This window comes from Bacillus sp. OxB-1, from assembly GCF_000829195.1.
GTDB lineage: Bacteria > Bacillota > Bacilli > Bacillales_A > Planococcaceae > Sporosarcina.
Genome location: NZ_AP013294.1, coordinates 1,027,413 through 1,044,824 on the forward strand (window position 1 = coordinate 1,027,413; position 17,412 = coordinate 1,044,824).

The 17,412-nt window shown below is 49.5% G+C and carries 18 protein-coding genes and 1 tRNA gene; 18 read left to right on the forward strand and 1 reads right to left on the reverse strand.

The window, feature by feature from the left end:
* The first annotated feature begins 88 nt into the window (after positions 1–88).
* From ispE to OXB_RS05395, 18 genes are all read left to right on the forward strand, one after another.
* Positions 89–955 carry a 4-(cytidine 5'-diphospho)-2-C-methyl-D-erythritol kinase gene (gene ispE, locus OXB_RS05310; RefSeq protein WP_041072478.1) on the forward strand — a complete coding sequence of 289 codons (867 nt, stop codon included), beginning with the start codon at positions 89–91 and terminating at the stop codon, positions 953–955.
* Between the two features lie 56 nt (positions 956–1,011).
* Positions 1,012–1,839 (forward strand): pur operon repressor, encoded by an 828-nt coding sequence (gene purR / locus OXB_RS05315; protein ID WP_041072480.1) that lies wholly within the window; start codon positions 1,012–1,014, stop codon positions 1,837–1,839.
* A gap of 2 nt (positions 1,840–1,841) precedes the next feature.
* Positions 1,842–2,219 carry a RidA family protein gene (locus OXB_RS05320; protein WP_041072481.1) on the forward strand — a complete coding sequence of 126 codons (378 nt, stop codon included), beginning with the start codon at positions 1,842–1,844 and terminating at the stop codon, positions 2,217–2,219.
* A 193-nt stretch (positions 2,220–2,412) separates the two neighbouring features.
* Positions 2,413–2,697, forward strand: coding sequence for a septation regulator SpoVG (gene spoVG / locus OXB_RS05325; RefSeq protein ID WP_041072482.1), 285 nt, complete (start codon positions 2,413–2,415; stop codon positions 2,695–2,697).
* 291 nt (positions 2,698–2,988) lie between these two features.
* On the forward strand, positions 2,989–4,386 hold the full coding sequence (glmU, locus tag OXB_RS05330; protein ID WP_041072483.1) for a bifunctional UDP-N-acetylglucosamine diphosphorylase/glucosamine-1-phosphate N-acetyltransferase GlmU: 1,398 nt from the start codon (positions 2,989–2,991) through the stop codon (positions 4,384–4,386).
* On the forward strand, positions 4,379–5,338 hold the full coding sequence (locus OXB_RS05335) for a ribose-phosphate diphosphokinase (protein WP_041072484.1): 960 nt from the start codon (positions 4,379–4,381) through the stop codon (positions 5,336–5,338). The genes glmU and OXB_RS05335 overlap by 8 nt, the downstream gene beginning before the upstream one ends.
* 98 nt (positions 5,339–5,436) lie before the next feature.
* A complete protein-coding gene (locus OXB_RS05340) occupies positions 5,437–6,069 on the forward strand; it encodes a 50S ribosomal protein L25/general stress protein Ctc (RefSeq protein ID WP_041072485.1) in 633 nt (210 codons plus the stop codon).
* Positions 6,070–6,155: 86 nt separating this feature from the next.
* A complete protein-coding gene (gene pth / locus OXB_RS05345; RefSeq protein ID WP_041072486.1) occupies positions 6,156–6,716 on the forward strand; it encodes an aminoacyl-tRNA hydrolase in 561 nt (186 codons plus the stop codon).
* An 87-nt stretch (positions 6,717–6,803) separates the two neighbouring features.
* On the forward strand, positions 6,804–7,034 hold the full coding sequence (locus OXB_RS05350) for an anti-sigma-F factor Fin (protein WP_041072488.1): 231 nt from the start codon (positions 6,804–6,806) through the stop codon (positions 7,032–7,034).
* A 117-nt stretch (positions 7,035–7,151) separates the two neighbouring features.
* Positions 7,152–10,673, forward strand: coding sequence for a transcription-repair coupling factor (mfd, locus tag OXB_RS05355; RefSeq protein ID WP_041072490.1), 3,522 nt, complete (start codon positions 7,152–7,154; stop codon positions 10,671–10,673).
* Positions 10,674–10,812: 139 nt separating this feature from the next.
* On the forward strand, positions 10,813–11,349 hold the full coding sequence (gene spoVT, locus OXB_RS05360; RefSeq protein WP_041072492.1) for a stage V sporulation protein T: 537 nt from the start codon (positions 10,813–10,815) through the stop codon (positions 11,347–11,349).
* A 139-nt stretch (positions 11,350–11,488) separates the two neighbouring features.
* Positions 11,489–13,081 (forward strand): putative polysaccharide biosynthesis protein, encoded by a 1,593-nt coding sequence (locus OXB_RS05365; RefSeq protein WP_041072494.1) that lies wholly within the window; start codon positions 11,489–11,491, stop codon positions 13,079–13,081.
* Between the two features lie 5 nt (positions 13,082–13,086).
* Positions 13,087–14,544, forward strand: a complete 1,458-nt coding sequence (gene mazG / locus OXB_RS05370) for a nucleoside triphosphate pyrophosphohydrolase (RefSeq protein ID WP_041072496.1) — start codon at positions 13,087–13,089, stop codon at positions 14,542–14,544.
* Entirely contained in the window at positions 14,541–14,831 is a 291-nt protein-coding gene (locus tag OXB_RS05375; RefSeq protein ID WP_041072498.1) for an RNA-binding S4 domain-containing protein, read from the forward strand. Before mazG ends, OXB_RS05375 begins: the two co-directional genes overlap by 4 nt.
* Before the next feature lie 264 nt (positions 14,832–15,095).
* Complete coding sequence (gene yabP / locus OXB_RS05380) at positions 15,096–15,392, forward strand: sporulation protein YabP (protein WP_041072500.1); 297 nt, start codon at positions 15,096–15,098, stop codon at positions 15,390–15,392.
* Complete coding sequence (gene yabQ / locus OXB_RS05385; RefSeq protein WP_331711247.1) at positions 15,389–15,856, forward strand: spore cortex biosynthesis protein YabQ; 468 nt, start codon at positions 15,389–15,391, stop codon at positions 15,854–15,856. The genes yabP and yabQ overlap by 4 nt, the downstream gene beginning before the upstream one ends.
* Positions 15,857–15,909: 53 nt before the next feature.
* Entirely contained in the window at positions 15,910–16,320 is a 411-nt protein-coding gene (locus OXB_RS05390) for an FtsB family cell division protein (RefSeq protein WP_041072504.1), read from the forward strand.
* 129 nt (positions 16,321–16,449) lie between these two features.
* Complete coding sequence (locus tag OXB_RS05395) at positions 16,450–16,872, forward strand: S1 domain-containing RNA-binding protein (RefSeq protein WP_041072506.1); 423 nt, start codon at positions 16,450–16,452, stop codon at positions 16,870–16,872.
* A 334-nt stretch (positions 16,873–17,206) separates the two neighbouring features.
* On the opposite strand, the gene OXB_RS05400 is transcribed toward OXB_RS05395, so the two are convergent.
* Positions 17,207–17,280, reverse strand: a tRNA-Met gene (locus OXB_RS05400).
* Between the last annotated feature and the right edge of the window lie 132 nt (positions 17,281–17,412).

Consider the following 17,412-nt stretch of genomic DNA (forward strand, 5'->3'; position numbering starts at 1 on the left):
CTCGGATTATGGTACGTATTATGCAACGCAATAATTATCCCTATGGTAAAATAGGATTAATCAATTTGCTGAAGTGGAGGGAAGCGGGATGATATATGAAAAGGCGCCGGCGAAGATCAATTTGACATTAGATGTCCTCTATAAACGGCCGGACGGTTTTCATGAGGTGGAGATGGTGATGACGACCGTCGATCTCGCTGACCGGGTATGGCTCCGCCCGGCGGATGACGGGCGAATTGTGATCAAATCATCCGAGAGGTATGTCCCGAGCGATCGGAAAAACTTGGCTTATCAAGCAGCCGATCTGTTGCGTCGTGAATACGGCATCTCGGATGGGGTGGAAATCACACTTGAAAAGAGCATCCCCGTCGCTGCCGGCTTGGCAGGGGGCAGCTCCGATGCCGCTGCCACGTTGCGGGGATTGAACCGGCTTTGGAAGTTAGGCGTCCCCGGCGATGAGCTTGCCCGGTTGGGAGCCAAAATCGGCTCGGATGTCTCCTTTTGCGTCTATGGAGGAACCGCTTTGGCGACGGGGCGCGGCGAACAGATTGAAAATTTGCCTGCGCCTCCGAAATGTTGGGTCATTTTGGCGAAGCCATCCATTTCGGTATCGACGGGAGACATTTATGGGGATCTGAATACGTCCTCCATCGCTCACCCGGATACGCAAGGAATGATCGCCGCATTGGAAACCGGCGATTATGAGAAGATGTGCCAATCGGTAGGGAATGTGCTCGAACCGGTCACTATGAATTTATATCCGCAGGTTGCCGGATTGAAAGAGCATATGATCAAGTTCGGAGCGGATGCGGTACTGATGAGCGGCAGCGGACCGACTGTCTTCGGGTTGGTCAAGCAAGAGTCCAGGGTATCCCGAATCTATAATGGATTGAAAGGGTTCTGTTCGGAAGTTTACGCCGTTCGGATGGTCGGCTCCCGTACTATTCTTGATTGAACCCGTACATTTGTGGTAATGTACGATTAAAACATTCGGTTTTAGGAGATGGTTTGATGAAGTGGAAAAGGAGCGAACGGCTCGTGGATATGACGCGTCATCTACTGGAACATCCACATCAACTCATTCCACTCACTTTTTTCTCGGAGCGTTATCATGCGGCTAAATCATCAATCAGCGAGGATTTGACCATAGTGAAGGAAACGTTCGAGGAAAAAGGGGTAGGGATTTTAATGACTGTTTCTGGCGCGGCAGGGGGCGTGAAATTCATTCCCCAAGCTTCGGAAGAAGGCGTTCGCGAATTAATTGAAGAGTTGATCGACAAACTGGGGCAGTCCGACCGTTTACTGCCTGGCGGTTATTTATTCATGACCGACCTTCTTGGAAATCCGCGAATCATCGACCGGATCGGCAAAGTGTTCGCTTCGGCTTTTGCAGACACGGAAATCGATGTGATCATGACAGTCGCCACGAAAGGGATTCCGATCGCCCACGCCATTGCTCGGCATTTGAACGTCCCGGTTGTCGTTGTCCGTCGTGATAGCAAAGTGACGGAAGGGTCGACGGTGAGTATCAACTATGTGTCCGGATCCACTCGACGCATCCAGACGATGGTCTTGTCGAAAAGAAGTATGCAAAGCGGCCAAAAAGTGCTGATCACCGATGACTTCATGAAAGCAGGCGGCACGATGATCGGCATGAAGAATCTGCTGGAAGAGTTCGGCTGCGAATTGGCAGGGGCGGCCGTGCTCGTCGAAGCGGAATACCCGGAGGAGATCTTGATTGATGATTATCTATCCCTTATCAAGCTCCACGCCGTGAATGAAAGGGAACGAACGATTGAATTGGCGGAAGGCAATTACTTTACGAGAGGTGGAAAATGATAATGAAATACGTAGCGACAGAACGAGCACCAAAAGCGATCGGCCCATATGCACAAGCAGTGGCCGTGAACGGTTTCATCTATACATCCGGACAAATCCCTCTGCAGCCGAACGGGGAGTTAGTGGAAGGGACCATCGTGGAACAGACGGATCAAGTGTTTGCCAACTTGAAAGCGGTCTTGGAAGAGGCTGGCTCCTCTTTGGAGAAAGTTGTAAAAGCAACAGTCTTCATTAAAGACATGGATGAATTTGCGGCTTTGAATGAGGTGTATGCCAAACATTTTGGTTCCCATACACCAGCGCGTTCGACTGTCGAAGTTGCACGGTTGCCAAAAGATGTGAAAGTGGAAATTGAAGTCATTGCAGTGGCAGGTCAATAATAGAGGGAAACAGGGAGAGCGGTTCTAAAATCGCTCTCCTTTTTTCCATTTCATTACATATAAGTGAACTGTAACACCTAAATCTTACGTCCCGTCCAAATGTTGGGATAATTTTATTTTTAAAAAAGGAAAACGGTTACTTTTGTGGAATATAGACGTCAAGCGCTGTAAAGACAAAAGGAGTGGTGAGGAAATGGAAGTGACAGATGTTAGATTGCGTAAGGTGGAAACAGACGGAAGGATGCGGGCGATTGCGTCCATTACTCTGGATGACGAGTTCGTCGTCCATGACATCCGTGTGATCGACGGGAATGAAGGATTATTTGTTGCGATGCCGAGCAAGCGGACGCCGGATGGGGAATTTCGCGATGTCGCACATCCCATCAATTCGGAAGCCCGTACGAAAGTGCAAGATGCCGTGTTGGCCGCCTACCATCTATCAGCCAAAGAGGAAGTGCTTGAAGGTGCGGGGGTTTGAAAATTTGATCGATGTACCGGACTGCCTTTGAAAAAGGGCAGTTTTCATTGATCGCCAAAGTCCCTGCTTCTATACTTGGATGAATGTTAAAGCTGAATGAACAAAAAGCCCGGACTCCTTTGATCTCCGGGCTTTCCGTTTTGGAAGGCACTTTGAAAAGATATAATATAGTAAAAGATTAGGTAGGGCTTGTCAAGGGGGCGCGGTTGAAAAAAAACTTTTTTTCCGCTATAGTCAGTAATGAAAACATTCACGGAGATTCTAACATCTCCTATTGTTGGAGGCTACTACATGAATAATACATATGCCATTGTCCTCGCTGCGGGGCAAGGTACACGGATGAAGTCCGCTTTATATAAAGTGCTCCATCCCGTTTGCGGAAAACCGATGGTGGAACATGTGATTGACCATATCCGAGGATTTGGCGCAAAGCGGGTTGTGACCATCGTGGGTCATGGAGCCGAAGCAGTGGAAGAACGGCTTGGAAACAAAAGCGAATATGCATTGCAAGAAGAGCAGTTGGGGACCGCTCATGCCGTCCAGCAGGCGGAAAGCCTGCTCGGCAACTTGGAAGGTACGACACTTGTCGTTTGCGGAGATACACCGTTGATCCGTTCGGAAACGATGGAGGCGCTTATCGCCCATCATAATGAATCCGGTGCCAAAGCGACCATCCTGACGGCTCACGCAGATGACCCGACAGGCTATGGCCGTATTATCCGTGGAGAAAATGGCCAAGTACTGGGCAATGTCGAGCAGAAGGATGCAACGCCTGAACAACAGCGCATCACGGAAATCAACACCGGCACCTATTGCTTCGATAACCGGGTACTGTTTGAGACCTTGAAAAAAGTGAAGAATGACAATGCCCAAGGCGAATACTACTTACCGGATGTCGTGGGCATTCTGCAATCGGAAGGCGCCCTGGTATCCGCCTATGTGACGGACGATTTCAGCGAGTCGCTCGGAGTGAATGACCGGGTTGCCCTGGCTGAAGCAGAGAAGGTCATGCGTCGGCGGATTGCGGAGAACCATATGCGCCAAGGCGTAACGATTATCGACCCGACGAATGTCTATATTAGTGCGGAAGCTGAAATTGGTCGAGACACAGTATTGCAGCCCGGTACGATGATCGAGGGCAAAACGGTCATTGGGGAAAACTGCCTCATCGGACCGAATAGCCAAATCGTGGATAGCCGGATCGGCGACGGGACAACCGTCCACTCGTCTGTCGTCACGGAAAGTAGCGTCGGATCATCTGCATCCGTCGGTCCGTTCGCCCATATCCGTCCGGAATCCGACCTCGGCGACGAGGTGAAAATCGGCAACTTTGTCGAAGTGAAGAAAACGGCTTTCGGCAATGGCAGCAAAGCCTCTCACCTCAGCTATATCGGTGATGCCAAAGTCGGGACGAATGTCAATATCGGCTGTGGAACCATCACCGTGAATTATGACGGTAAAAACAAGCATGTCACCACGATTGAGGATGACGCATTTGTCGGTTGCAACTCCAATTTGATTGCACCTGTGACGGTAGGAAAGGGTTCATACGTAGCAGCCGGTTCCACCATTACAGAAAATGTACCAGAAAATTCACTTGCAATCGGACGCGCACGCCAGGAGAATAAAGAAGGATATGCAACAAAACTAAATCAAACTCAAAAAACAGGGGGCCCCCATAATGGCTAATCATTATCCAAACGATAAATTGAAGATATTCTCTTTGAATGCCAACGAACCACTAGCGAGAGAAGTGGCAGAAGAGATTGGACGCCCATTGGGCAAAAGTTCCGTCAAGCGGTTCAGTGACGGCGAAGTCCAAATCAATATCGAAGAAAGTATCCGCGGTTGCGATGTATTCGTTATCCAGCCGACATCGGACCCTGTAAATGAAAACTTAATGGAACTCCTGATCATGATAGATGCGTTGAAACGTGCGTCTGCCCGCACGATAAATGTAGTCATGCCATACTACGGCTACGCACGCCAAGATCGGAAAGCGCGTCCACGCGAGCCGATCACAGCGAAATTGGTTGCGGACCTGCTCGAAACGGCAGGCGCGAACCGTGCAATTGCCATTGACTTGCACGCTCCCCAAATCCAAGGGTTTTTCGACATGCCGATTGACCACCTTGTCGCAGAACCGATCCTGACGGAATATTTCCGCGGAAAAGGGTTGAAAGGCGATGAGCTTGTCATTGTTTCTCCGGATCACGGCGGTGTGACGCGTGCGCGTAAAATGGCAGACCGCCTCAAAGCGCCGATTGCCATCATCGACAAGCGCCGCCCACGTCCGAACGTTGCCGAAGTGATGAGCATCGTCGGGAACGTCGAAGGGAAAACAGCTATCCTGATCGATGATATTATCGATACGGCGGGCACTATTACGATTGCAGCGAGCGCTTTGATCGAAAACGGTGCAAAAGAAGTGTATGCTTGTTGTACACACCCTGTTTTGTCAGGACCTGCCATCGAGCGTATTAACAATTCCCAGATCAAAGAACTGGTGATCACGAATACGATCGAACTTCCAGAGGCGAAAGAATCTCCGAAAATTGTCAAACTATCCATCGCCAAACTTTTAGGCGACGCGATTATTCGTGTGTTTGAGGAGAAATCAGTCAGCACATTATTCGAGTAATCGGAATGGTGTTTGATTGATAGCAATTTGTTTCATGTCGTCTGCCATTGGGTATTTCTGAGTTAGAATAAACTTTTTACAGGAAAGGTGACTAAACGATGAGTACAACAATCCAGTCCGAAATGAGAGAACCAGCGAAACAATCAACACTTACACAACTAAGAAAAGACGGCTATGTTCCAGCAGTCGTCTATGGCTATAACACTGAATCCATCTCGATTGCCGTGAAGGAGCGTGACCTGTTGAACACACTGCGTGTCACAGGACGGAACGGTGTCATCAATCTGCAAGTGGATGGACGGAAACTGAACGTCGTCCTGAACGATTACCAAGCCGATGTGTTAAAAGGCGATATCCGTCATGCCGATTTCCTGGCCATTAACATGACCGAGGAACTTGATGTCGAAGTGACGATCAACTTGACAGGTCAATCGAAAGGGGAGAAAGAGGGAGGCGTTTTGCAGCAGCCGAACCGGGAAATCACTATCCGGGTGAAGCCTTCCGAAATTCCGGAAACTTTCGATATCGACATTTCTGAGATGGAAATCGGAGATACGATCACAGTCGCAGATCTTCGGAAAAACTCCCGATTTGAAATTTTAAATGAAGACGATCATGCACTCGTCACCATTTCAGCTCCACGGACTGAGGAAGAACTGGACGCTCTGGATGGAGAAACAGAAGCGGCGGACGCAGAGCCTGAAGTGATCGGAGAAAAAGACGAAGCGTAATCGATATGACGGCGCACGGATTTCCGTGCGCTCGTTTTCTGTTTTGAATGAGCCGGCTTCAGCAACTGGAAAAGGAAGAGGAAACCATGAAAATGATAATAGGCCTCGGCAATCCGGGTAAGCAATACGAAAAGACCCGCCACAATATCGGCTTCCGTGTCATTGATGAACTGGCGGATCGATGGGGCCCTGCCCCGGTCATGCAAACCAAATTCAATGGAATGTACACGATCATCCACCGGACAGAGGGAAAAGTGATGCTTGTGAAACCCTTGACTTATATGAACCTGTCGGGGGAATGTGTCCGGCCTTTAATGGATTATTATGACATTACACCCGAAGAAATCGTTGTCATCTATGACGACCTTGACTTGCCGCCAGGTACGATTCGTCTGCGGCAAAAAGGGAGCGCAGGCGGACATAACGGGATGAAATCCTTGATTGCACATTTAGGGACAGATAGCTTTAATCGCATTCGGGTGGGAATCGATCGGCCTTCATCCGGCATGAAAGTGGCTGATTATGTGCTTTCCTCATTCAGCAAGGAAGAACAGCCTGTCATGGAGCAAATGGTGGAAAAAAGTGCAGCTGCCTGCGAGGCGTGGCTCACCAAACCGTTTCTTGAAGTCATGAATGAATTCAATTAAAGTCACCGACGTAAACGAATTGGGATTCCTGAGGAATAAATTTGCCCGATTTCGCCTATACTTTTGGAAAAGGGGCGATATCCTACAATGGGAATCCGTTATACTTGCCGTCACTGTGACAACGAAATCGGCACAATCCCGTTCGATTCCGTCAAAGAGACCGTTCTGTACCTGCAGAAGTTGGATGAAAGTGAAGAAGAACGGTTCCTGATGTATGAAAAGGATGGGAATTTAACGGTGCGCTGCATTTGTGAACAATGTGAACAATCGCTCCGGAATTTCCCGGATTATTATTCACTCCAGAAATGGCTTCAATAGGAAGTATGCTTTGGCGCTTCGCGGCGTGCAAAGCTTTTTCTGTTTTTTCCCTATACAGATGGCTGGATGGATCAGCCAATCTTTGATGGTATTTAGTAAAAGAAAGGACCGGTCGCAATGGAAGCGCTCATAGATTTATTACTACAAGAAAAAGAGATTCACAGTTTGGTGGAAGAATTGGAGATGAAAAAAGACCGTCAATTGGTCGCCGGGCTGACTGGCGGGGCAAAAGCGGTGTTTTATAAATCTCTTCAAAAATCTTTCCCGCGCCCGCTTCTCATCGTGTGCCCGAATTTGCTGCAGGCGCAGCGGACCTATGAGGATCTTGTGAAGATGGTGGGAGAGCCTCTTGTCCACCTGTACCCGGCTGAGGAATTGATTGCCGCGGACTTTTCCATATCCAGCTATGAATTGCGTTCTCAGAGAATTGACACGCTGGATCATATGGCCCGTGTCGGTAAAGGCATTTATATCACTCCGGTCGCGGGGATGAAGAAACTGGTGCCGACCAAAGAGCGTTGGTTGCGGAATTCACTGGAGGCTAAGGTAGGGGATACGATAGAGACGGATGATTGGCTGCCCCGACTCGTTTCCATGGGATATATCCGACAACCTATGGTTACGGCGCCGGGTGAATTTGCGTTGCGCGGCGGTATCCTTGATCTGTATCCGCTCAACCGGGAAGAACCGGTGCGCATCGAGCTTTTTGATACCGATGTAGATTCCATCCGTACGTTTTCGGCGGAAGATCAACGTTCCACCGGCAAACTGGATGAGATCACTATTTTGCCGGCAACTGAATTTGTCTGGTCCGAATCCGATCGGGCTCTCATCGCAGAAAATCTGGAACTGGCGCTCGGATCCAGTTTGAAGAAAATGAAAAATGAAGAGGCGAAAGAGCGTCTAACTCGCAATATGATGCACGACATCGGTTTATTGCGGGAAGGCTCTTTTCCGGAAAACATGTTGAAGTATGCCTCATTTGCGAAGGATACGCTTTCATTCCTTGGAAGCTACTTTCCTTCGGACGGGCTTGTCCTGTTCGATGAAATCGGCCGGATCGCGGAGGTGGCCGGTTCGCTGGAAGCGGAGGAACGGGAATGGATCACGGCTCTCCTGGAAGACGGGAAAATAGTCCATGACGCCAAAATTTCCTATTCTTTCGAAGAGATGAATGGGATGCTGGAGCAACAGCGCATCTATCTATCCCTATTTGTCCGCTCCATCCCAGGAATCGTAGTGAAGAAGACGGTGAATTTCTCCTGCAAGCCGATGCAGCAATTCCACGGACAGATGAATTTATTGGTCCATGAAATAGAACGTTGGAAACAAGGCAATTATCACATCTTCGTCGTAGCAGATGGCGAAGAACGGATGAAGCAAGTGCAAGGGATCCTGCAAGATTACGAGATGGAGTCGGTCGTTTCCGATGTCACGTCGGAAGCCGGCACCATTTCCATTATCAACGGTGATTTGTCGGCAGGATTCGAACTTCCATTCCAGCGTATGGCGGTGTTGACCGACTCCGAGCTATTCAAGGGCAAACCGAAGCGAAAAGCCCGCCCGCAAAAAATGTCGAACGCCGAGCGCATCAAAAGTTATTCGGAAATCCAGCCTGGCGATTACATCGTGCATGTCCATCACGGTATCGGAAAATATATTGGCATTGAAAAACTGAGTTCGGGCGGTGTGGATAAAGACTTCCTTCTCATTCATTTCCGCGGGGATGACAAAGTGTATGTGCCGACCGACAAGATTGATTTGATTCAAAAATATATTGCGTCGGGTGAAAAAGAACCGAAATTGCACAAGCTAGGCGGTAGCGAATGGAAAAAGACCAAGTCCAAAGTGACCGCGGCCGTCAAAGATATTGCGGATGACCTGATCAAGCTCTATGCACAGCGGGAGGCGGAGAAGGGGCATGCCTTCCCGCCGGACGATGATTTGCAGAGGTCTTTTGAGAATGCATTCCCTTATGATGAAACGGAAGATCAGCTCCGTTCCATCGTGGAAGTGAAGCAGGATATGGAGAGGGAAAGACCGATGGATCGCTTGCTTTGCGGAGATGTCGGATACGGGAAGACGGAAGTGGCCATCCGGGCGGCTTTCAAGGCGGTTTCGGATGGGAAGCAAGTGGCATTCCTCGTTCCGACGACCATTTTGGCACAGCAACATTATGAAACGATGAAAGAGCGGTTTACCGGCTTTCCAGTGGAAGTTTCCTTGTTGAACCGCTTCCGGACGAAAAAGGAACAGACCGAAACGTTGAAAGGCTTAAAAGCTGGTACGATTGATGTTGTTGTCGGCACACACCGGCTGTTATCGAAAGATGTCGTTTATCAGGACCTTGGCTTGCTGATCGTCGATGAAGAGCAGCGGTTCGGTGTGACGCATAAAGAGAAGTTGAAGCAATTGAAGACGAATGTCGATGTCTTGACGTTGACGGCGACGCCGATCCCACGGACACTCCATATGTCGATGCTCGGTGTGCGGGATCTGTCCGTTATCGAGACGCCGCCGTCCAACCGTTTCCCTGTCCAAACGTATGTTATGGAACATAATTTTGCGTTGGTCCGGGAAGCGATCGAGCGGGAAATGGCCCGCGGCGGACAAGTGTTTTATTTATATAACCGAGTGGAAGATATGACCCGTAAAGTGGATGAAATACGCCAGCTCGTCCCTGAAGCGCGAGTGGCATTCGCGCATGGCCAAATGGGAGAATCTGCGTTGGAGTCGATCATCTTGAGTTTCCTGGAAGGCGAATACGATGTTCTGGTGACGACGACCATCATCGAGACGGGCATCGATATTCCGAACGTCAACACATTGATCGTTCATGACGCGGATAAGATGGGGCTTTCCCAACTGTATCAGCTGCGCGGGCGGGTAGGGCGTTCCAATCGGGTCGCATATGCCTACTTCCTCTACCAGCGGGATAAGGTATTGACGGAAGTCGCCGAAAGCCGTTTGCAGGCGATCAAGGAATTCACGGAACTCGGCTCCGGCTTCAAGATTGCGATGCGGGACTTATCCATCCGAGGGGCGGGAAATCTTCTCGGCTCCCAACAGCACGGATTCATCGATTCGGTTGGGTTCGATTTATACTCCCAAATGTTGCAGGAGGCCATTGAAGAGAAGCGGACAGGTGTGGCCAAAGAGGATGTGCCGGATGTGGAAATTTCCATTCCGGTCAATGCGTATATTCCCGAAACGTATATTAAGGACGGTTTCCAGAAAATCCAGATGTATAAACGGGTGAAAGCGATTGAAAGCGAAGAGGATTACGGGGAGTTGGTCGATGAGATGACCGACCGTTTCGGCGACTTGCCATTCGAGACCGATCTGTTGCTCCGCATTGCCCGTGTCAAAGTATGGGCCCGCGCGGCCGGTGTGGAATCCATCAAACAACCGCGGTCGGTCATCGAAATCCGCTTAACGCCGGAAGGGACGGCAAAAACGGACGGCGGGAAGTTGGTGTCGGAATCGGTGAAATTCGGCCGGGCTGTAGGGTTCACGATGGAGAACAATCAATTGATCGTAACGATAGACGAGCGCCACGCCGGAAAGCAGCAGGTGTTTGATATATTGGAAGAAGTCATGAGATTGCTTCAAACATCCGTGAGTCACGCTTCGGCGTGATAAATAGAGGGGCCCGGGAAGGAATTTGTTTCATCAGGCACCGTGTCCAGGGCCTCTTGCATATTTTGTCCAAACTTGACGCATACTAGGACCAGTAATGAAAGCAACGTCCAATTTTGTGGAAAGTGAGGCATCATGCATGAAGGCAACAGGAATCGTCCGCAGAATCGATGACCTGGGAAGGGTTGTCATCCCGAAGGAGATACGGAGGACGCTCCGGATCCGAGAAGGGGATCCGCTTGAAATTTTTACTGACCGAGACGGGGAAGTCATTCTGAAGAAATATTCACCAATATCCGAGCTTGGACAGTTTGCGAAAGAATACGCAGAGACCTTATATGAAACGCTGGGGACTCCTGCACTCATTAGTGACCGTGATGAAATGATCGCTGTCGCAGGATTGTCCAAGAAGGACTATATGAACCGGCAGCTGTCGCCGGATGTCGAGGAAATGATAGCGTCCCGGAAAGTCATCACGGAAAAACTCGAAAAAACAATCGAGTGGGTCCCGGGTCAAGTGGAGCAAGTAAAGTCGTACTGCATCGCTCCGATTGTCGCAGGTGGCGATACAATCGGTGCGGTCTATATTTTATCCAAAGTGCATTTCGTCAGTGAAGTCGAACAGAAAGCGGTGGAAACCGCGGCTCATTTTCTCTCCAAGCAAATGGAGCAATAGGAAACAGCCCCTCGTACCAATGAATGGTCCGCTGGGGCTGTTTGTTTTTTGGCAAACCTGGTTTTTGTTCTTGAGATAGACTGAACTTACGTAACCGCGTGGTATAATGGCATCATTACGTCAGGAAAGAGGCGCGGCTATGTCTTCAGCAGATTGGAATCTGAAACCTTTCATGCAAGGCGCTTCGATTTTGGCGGTGTCGGCTGTTCTGGTCAGAGTGCTCGGCGCGATCTATCGCGTGCCTTTTCAAAACTTGGTGGGGGATAAAGGTTTTTATATTTACCAGCAAGTGTATCCGTTCATTGGAATTTTCATCGTTTGGGCCTCGTACGGATTTGCGGTTGCCGTTTCGAAACTTCTCGCGTCCAGCGAAAGCTTGGATGAAAAGAACGCAACGAGGCGAATCGCGTTTTTTTATTTAACCCTGGTCTCCCTTGTCTTTTTTATAGGGCTGACTGTTTTGGCTCCGTTTTTTGCACGCTCGATGGGGGATATGGAGTTGGCCCCCTTGCTCCGGGCAGGTGCGTATATTGTACTTGTCATGCCAGCACTGGCCGTTTTGAAAGGCTCCTTCCAAGCAGAAGGGAGCATGGTACCAGTTGCTGTCTCCAATGTGGGGGAGCAGGCGGTCCGGGTCTGTATTATTTTAGTGGGGACATGGATTGCGTTGCATGCAGGCGCAAGCCTCTATACAACCGGAACCATCGCGATGTGGAGTGGCGTCGTTGGACAGGCTGCCGGGGTCGCAATCCTTGCGTTCTATTCCCGGAAGTTGTTCCAAGGCCCGTCGATAAGGATCAAACCATGGCCGATCGTTAAAGAATTGACGGTTGTCAGCATCAGCGTCAGTGCCAGCTCACTCATTCTCCTGTTATTTCAATTGGTCGATTCATTCACCGTTTATAATGGTCTGTTGGCAAACGGGTTTGCGGAGGAAGCCGCCATGGCACGGAAAGGTGTCTACGACCGCGGTCATCCACTCGTCCAAATGGGAATCTTGATTGCGACGACATTGGCATTGGCGATTGTCCCGCTCATTGCGCATCATGCTCCCAAAGAAGAGGGGAGAGGCGCCTTGCCTTTCATCCGCTTGACGTTCCGGACAGCATTTTTATTCGGTTGGGCGGCGGCGGCCGGCCTCGCGCTCGTAATGCCCTATGTGAATGAAATGTTGTTCGAGACGAGAGACGGTTCCCTGACATTGATCATTTTTTCATTCCAAATTTTTTGGCTATCGTTAATCCTGCCGCTAACCGCCGTCTTGCAAGGGGCTGGAAAAGTGAAAATCCCGACGTTGCTCCTTGCGGGTGGACTCGTTGTTAAAATGGTTGCCAATTATATAGGGGTGCCGCTCTTTGACGTGACTGGTGCGGCCCTCGCTGGGAACATCGGGTTGTCAGCCATTTCGTTCGGCCTTCTGCTGTATTTCAAGAAGGTTTGGCCGATTGGACTTGCGCCCGTCCGTTTCTATGGATGGATAGTAGTCGCGACTGTACTGATGGCGGTGATTATTGTCCCGTGGATGATTTTAGGTGACTCGGTATTGGTCGATAACCTGCCATCCCGCGTCGGCTCTGCCCTCATTGCGCTGTCGTCCGTCGCGCTGGGTGCAGCCGTTTTCTTAAGTGTCGTCATGAAATCACGTATAATGGCGGAGAAGGATTGGTATTTGCTGCCGTTTGGCAAACGGTTGGCCGTCATCCAACTATGGCTGAATAAAAATAGAAGGTGAAGAACATGAATCGAATTACAATTATCGGCCTCGGTGCAGGCGAGCTGGAGCAACTATCCATCGGCACCTACCGGAAATTGAAAGAAGCGGACACCATTGTCGCAAGAACAGACCAGCATCCCGCCGTTGCGGAATTAAAGGCGGAAGGTGTGGAACTGGAAAGTTTTGACGGAATTTACGAACGGAATGCTGCGTTTGAGGGGGTCTATGAACAAATTGTCGAGGAACTGCTCCGGATGGCGAGCGATCGACCGGTGACCTATGTCGTCCCGGGGCATCCGCTTGTAGCGGAACGGACCGTGCAGCTATTGATCGAGAGGGAGAACGCCGGTGAAACAAGCCTCGATATCGTGGGCGGCAACAGCTTTCTAGATCCTATTTTCGCCGCACTGCGCATCGATCCGATTGAAGGATTTCAATTGCTTGATGGGACTGATCTGAGGCGGGACGCGGTCCATATGCAGCAACATGTCCTCATTGGGCAGGTGTATGATGCGTTCGTCGCTTCCGAAGTGAAATTGGCATTGATGGAAAAGTACGCATACGATCATCCGGTGACGATTGTGACGGCAGCCGGTTCTTCCAAAGAACAGCTGCGGACCGTTCCGCTGTTTGAACTGGATCGCGAGACGACGATCGACAATTTGACGACGGTGTACGTGCCGCCTGTCGAAAAACGGGAAGAGCGCTTGAAAGAGTGGTCGACGTTCCGTGAAATTATAGCAGCTTTGCGCGCGCCGGATGGCTGTCCATGGGATCGGGAACAGACGCACGAAACGTTGAAACGCTATCTCGTGGAAGAGGCCCATGAGCTATTGGAAGCGATCGACCAGGAGGATGACGATGCCATTATCGAAGAACTGGGCGACGTTCTCTTGCAAGTGTTCCTTCATGCACAAATCGGAGAAGACGATGGATTTTTTGCAATGGAAGACATCTTGGAATCGGTCGGTTCCAAAATGATCCGCCGTCATCCCCATGTGTTTGGTGATATTGATGTGAAAGATTCGGAGGAAGTATTGCGGAACTGGCAGGATATTAAAAAGAGCGAAAAACCGCAGCAAGAGTCTTTATTGAAGGGGCAGGAACGGTCCGAATCATCTTTGTTGACGGCCTTTAATTATCAAAAAGAGGCGGCGAAAGTCGGGTTTGATTGGCCGGATATTGAAGGAGCCTTTGACAAGTTCGAGGAGGAATGGGCGGAATTCCGACAGGAGGTGGAGGAAGGAACGCCCGCAAGCCAAGTGGATGAGCTTGGGGATGTCCTCTTCACGCTCGTCAATCTGGCACGGTTCTTGAAAATCTCGCCGGAAGAGGCGATGATTCACGCCAACCAAAAATTCCATTCACGCTTTTCATTTGTTGAACAACAGGTAAAAGAGGGAAGCGGGAATTTCACCGACTACACACTGGATGAACTGGAAGAGTTTTGGCAACAAGCGAAAGGAAGGGGAAAGAAATGAGATTAGATAAGTTTTTGAAAGTATCCCGCTTGATCAAACGGCGGACTTTAGCGAAGCAAGTGGCCGACCAAGGCCGCATTACGATTAACGGGAAAGTGGCGAAAGCTTCTTCGGTAGTGAAGGCAGGCGATGAATTGGCCATCCGATTCGGCCAAAAAATCGTCACTGCACGAGTCGAGGTATTAAAAGACTCTACGAAAAAAGAAGATGCCGCGTCCATGTACACGATATTGAAAGAGGAAAAGTTGGAAAAGGTGGAACCGGAATTTATTGATGATGAGGATTGAAAAGGGGGAAGTGTGAATTTCAGCAGTTGCGCCGAGATATCAGCTCTCCGGGAAAGTTATCAGCGGTTGTGAAGAAGTATCAGCCGTTCGGTAGAGTTATTAGCAGTTTTGCCAAGATATCAGTCTTCCGGTAGAGTTATCAGCGCCACCGGCAAGCCTGCAAAGAACGGCCGTGCTCTCCTATTGCAACGTGAATGTTCCTGTCATCTTTTCAAGCCACACGGCATAAGATGGCTGTGAACGTACAAGCAAAGGAGGAAGCATATGCAAATCCAGACGGACAGCCCTACGTATACAATCCCATCAGGTGATCATGTAGTCACAATGCGCAACAGAAAAAGAATGGACCTCACTTCAGTCAAATCAATCGACCGGTTCGATCAAGAAGAATTCCTCATTCGGACATCGCAAGGCATGCTGCAAATACGCGGGGAGGAACTGCGCATCGTCCATCTCGATGTCGATAAGGGGCTTCTCACATTGGAAGGGACGGTATCGACCATCCAATACGATGAAGAAGAATCAGGATCACGGAATTTCCTCCATAAATTATTTGGATGAGCCTCTCCGTCCAGTTTCTTAGTCTCCTGGCGATGATCGGGACAGGTGTGGCAGGCGGAGCACTCATCGATTTGATTCAAACCGCGACGGCGAATATGGGAAAACGGTCATTTATCCGGAGGCACGCCATCTGGTTTGAAGCGGGCGGATGGATTGTGGTCGGTTGCGGGTCATTCTATGTCTTGTTCCTCGTCAGGGACGGGGCCTGGCGGATGTATGATCCGATTGCCCAGATTTGTGGATTGCTTTTGTACGCGAGTATTTTCCATAAGCCGTTCCGATTGGTCGGGCGCATCATACTGCTAGTTGTAGTGAGGCCCATATTGCTTGTCTTGCGCATCATCATCTCCATCGTACGGCGGATCATCCGAATTTTCATGAGGCTGATCATCCTTCTCTTCACACCGTTCATCCGGCTCTATCATGCCCTTCGTAGAAAACTCTTTAAAACGAAGGAAGACTGATGTATACTTTATGGAATACTGATCGGATGATGTGAAGAGAGGATGTGCAAGACATGGAGGAACGATCGTCGCGTGCAACAGTGGCATCGATTCAAACCGAATACGTCCGCAATCTCCAAAAACAACAGCAACGTAAGGCGGCGCGGAAAGTCCGATTGTTTCGCAGGCTGGCAATACTTGGCATCATTTCGGCAATCTTTTTCGGTGCATTGATCCACACCCATTTCAAACAGAAACAGGTCTTGGCTGATAAAGAGCAGCAAAAGGCCGAGTTGACTGTCCAATTGCAAGAAGTGCAAGCAGAGCAGGAATTATTGGAAAAGCAGCTTGTGAAATTGGACGATGATGAATATATTGCAAAGTTGGCGAGGAAAGAATATTTCTTGTCAGACCGGAATGAAATCATATTCTCCATCCCAGAAAAGCACCAAAAAAAGGATGGAAATATGGAAGGAAAAGAGTAGTCTTATTGACACTCTTTTTTTGTTGGCTATAATAAGAGTAGGAATCTTGCACTTAGCAGGACCCGTCAATACGGTTGCACGGCTTCCAGTGCGAGGCCCGCTTAAAATTTAAGGAGGAGCATTTTTTTTATGTCAATTGAAGTAGGCAGCAAGTTAGAGGGTAAAGTAACAGGAATCACAAACTTCGGAGCATTTGTTGAGCTACCGAACGGTTCGACAGGCTTGGTCCATATTAGTGAAGTAGCGGACAATTATGTCAAGGACATCAATGATCATTTAAAAGTAGGCGACATGGTTGAAGTGAAAGTGATGAATGTCGGAACAGATGGCAAAATCGGTCTGTCGATTCGTAAAGCACAGCCTGAATCCGAACGCCCACAACGTCCTCAGCGCCCGCATCGTCCTCGTCAAGGCGGCCGGCCAATGAATGATCGTCCAGAAAATTTTGAACAGAAAATGGCAAAGTTCATGAAAGATAGTGAAGAACGCCTCTCCACTCTCAAGAGAGCGACGGAGTCCAAACGTGGTGGACGCGGAGCAAGAAGAGGATAACTTGCTGGCTGTTTCAATTCGGAAAAAATGACATTGCAATCCCCGCCTCATAATGAGGGGCGCGGGATTTTTTTGTCTCAGGGAATTACAAACACTTACGGCCAGGCTCCGAGTGCCTAGGACAAGCAACGCTTAGTCGGCCGGCGCTAAGATGGCTTAAGAAGTGAGACGCCGTCGAACTGGACTATGCTTACGCTTTTATGGCGATTCATGGCTATCCCTTCGAGCAGGAAATCTAGAAACGGTAGCAAATCGACAAGAAAAGCTCATGAAAAAAAGCAGCCTTTTCAGTGCAAAGCTGCTTTTTCTTTTATCCAATTTTCTCTTTTCAATATGGCGGCGGAGGGAGTCGAACCCCCGACCTTACGGGTATGAACCGGACGCTCTAGCCAGCTGAGCTACGCCGCCTTGCTTGCAACAATACTCATAATACATGGGAACCCCGCATGTGTCAACCCGCTTAGGAAAAAAGAAAAACAGTCCCGGAACACGTCGAAACATTTTTTTGGCCACCCGCCAGGAACAGACAATTTCTTGTCG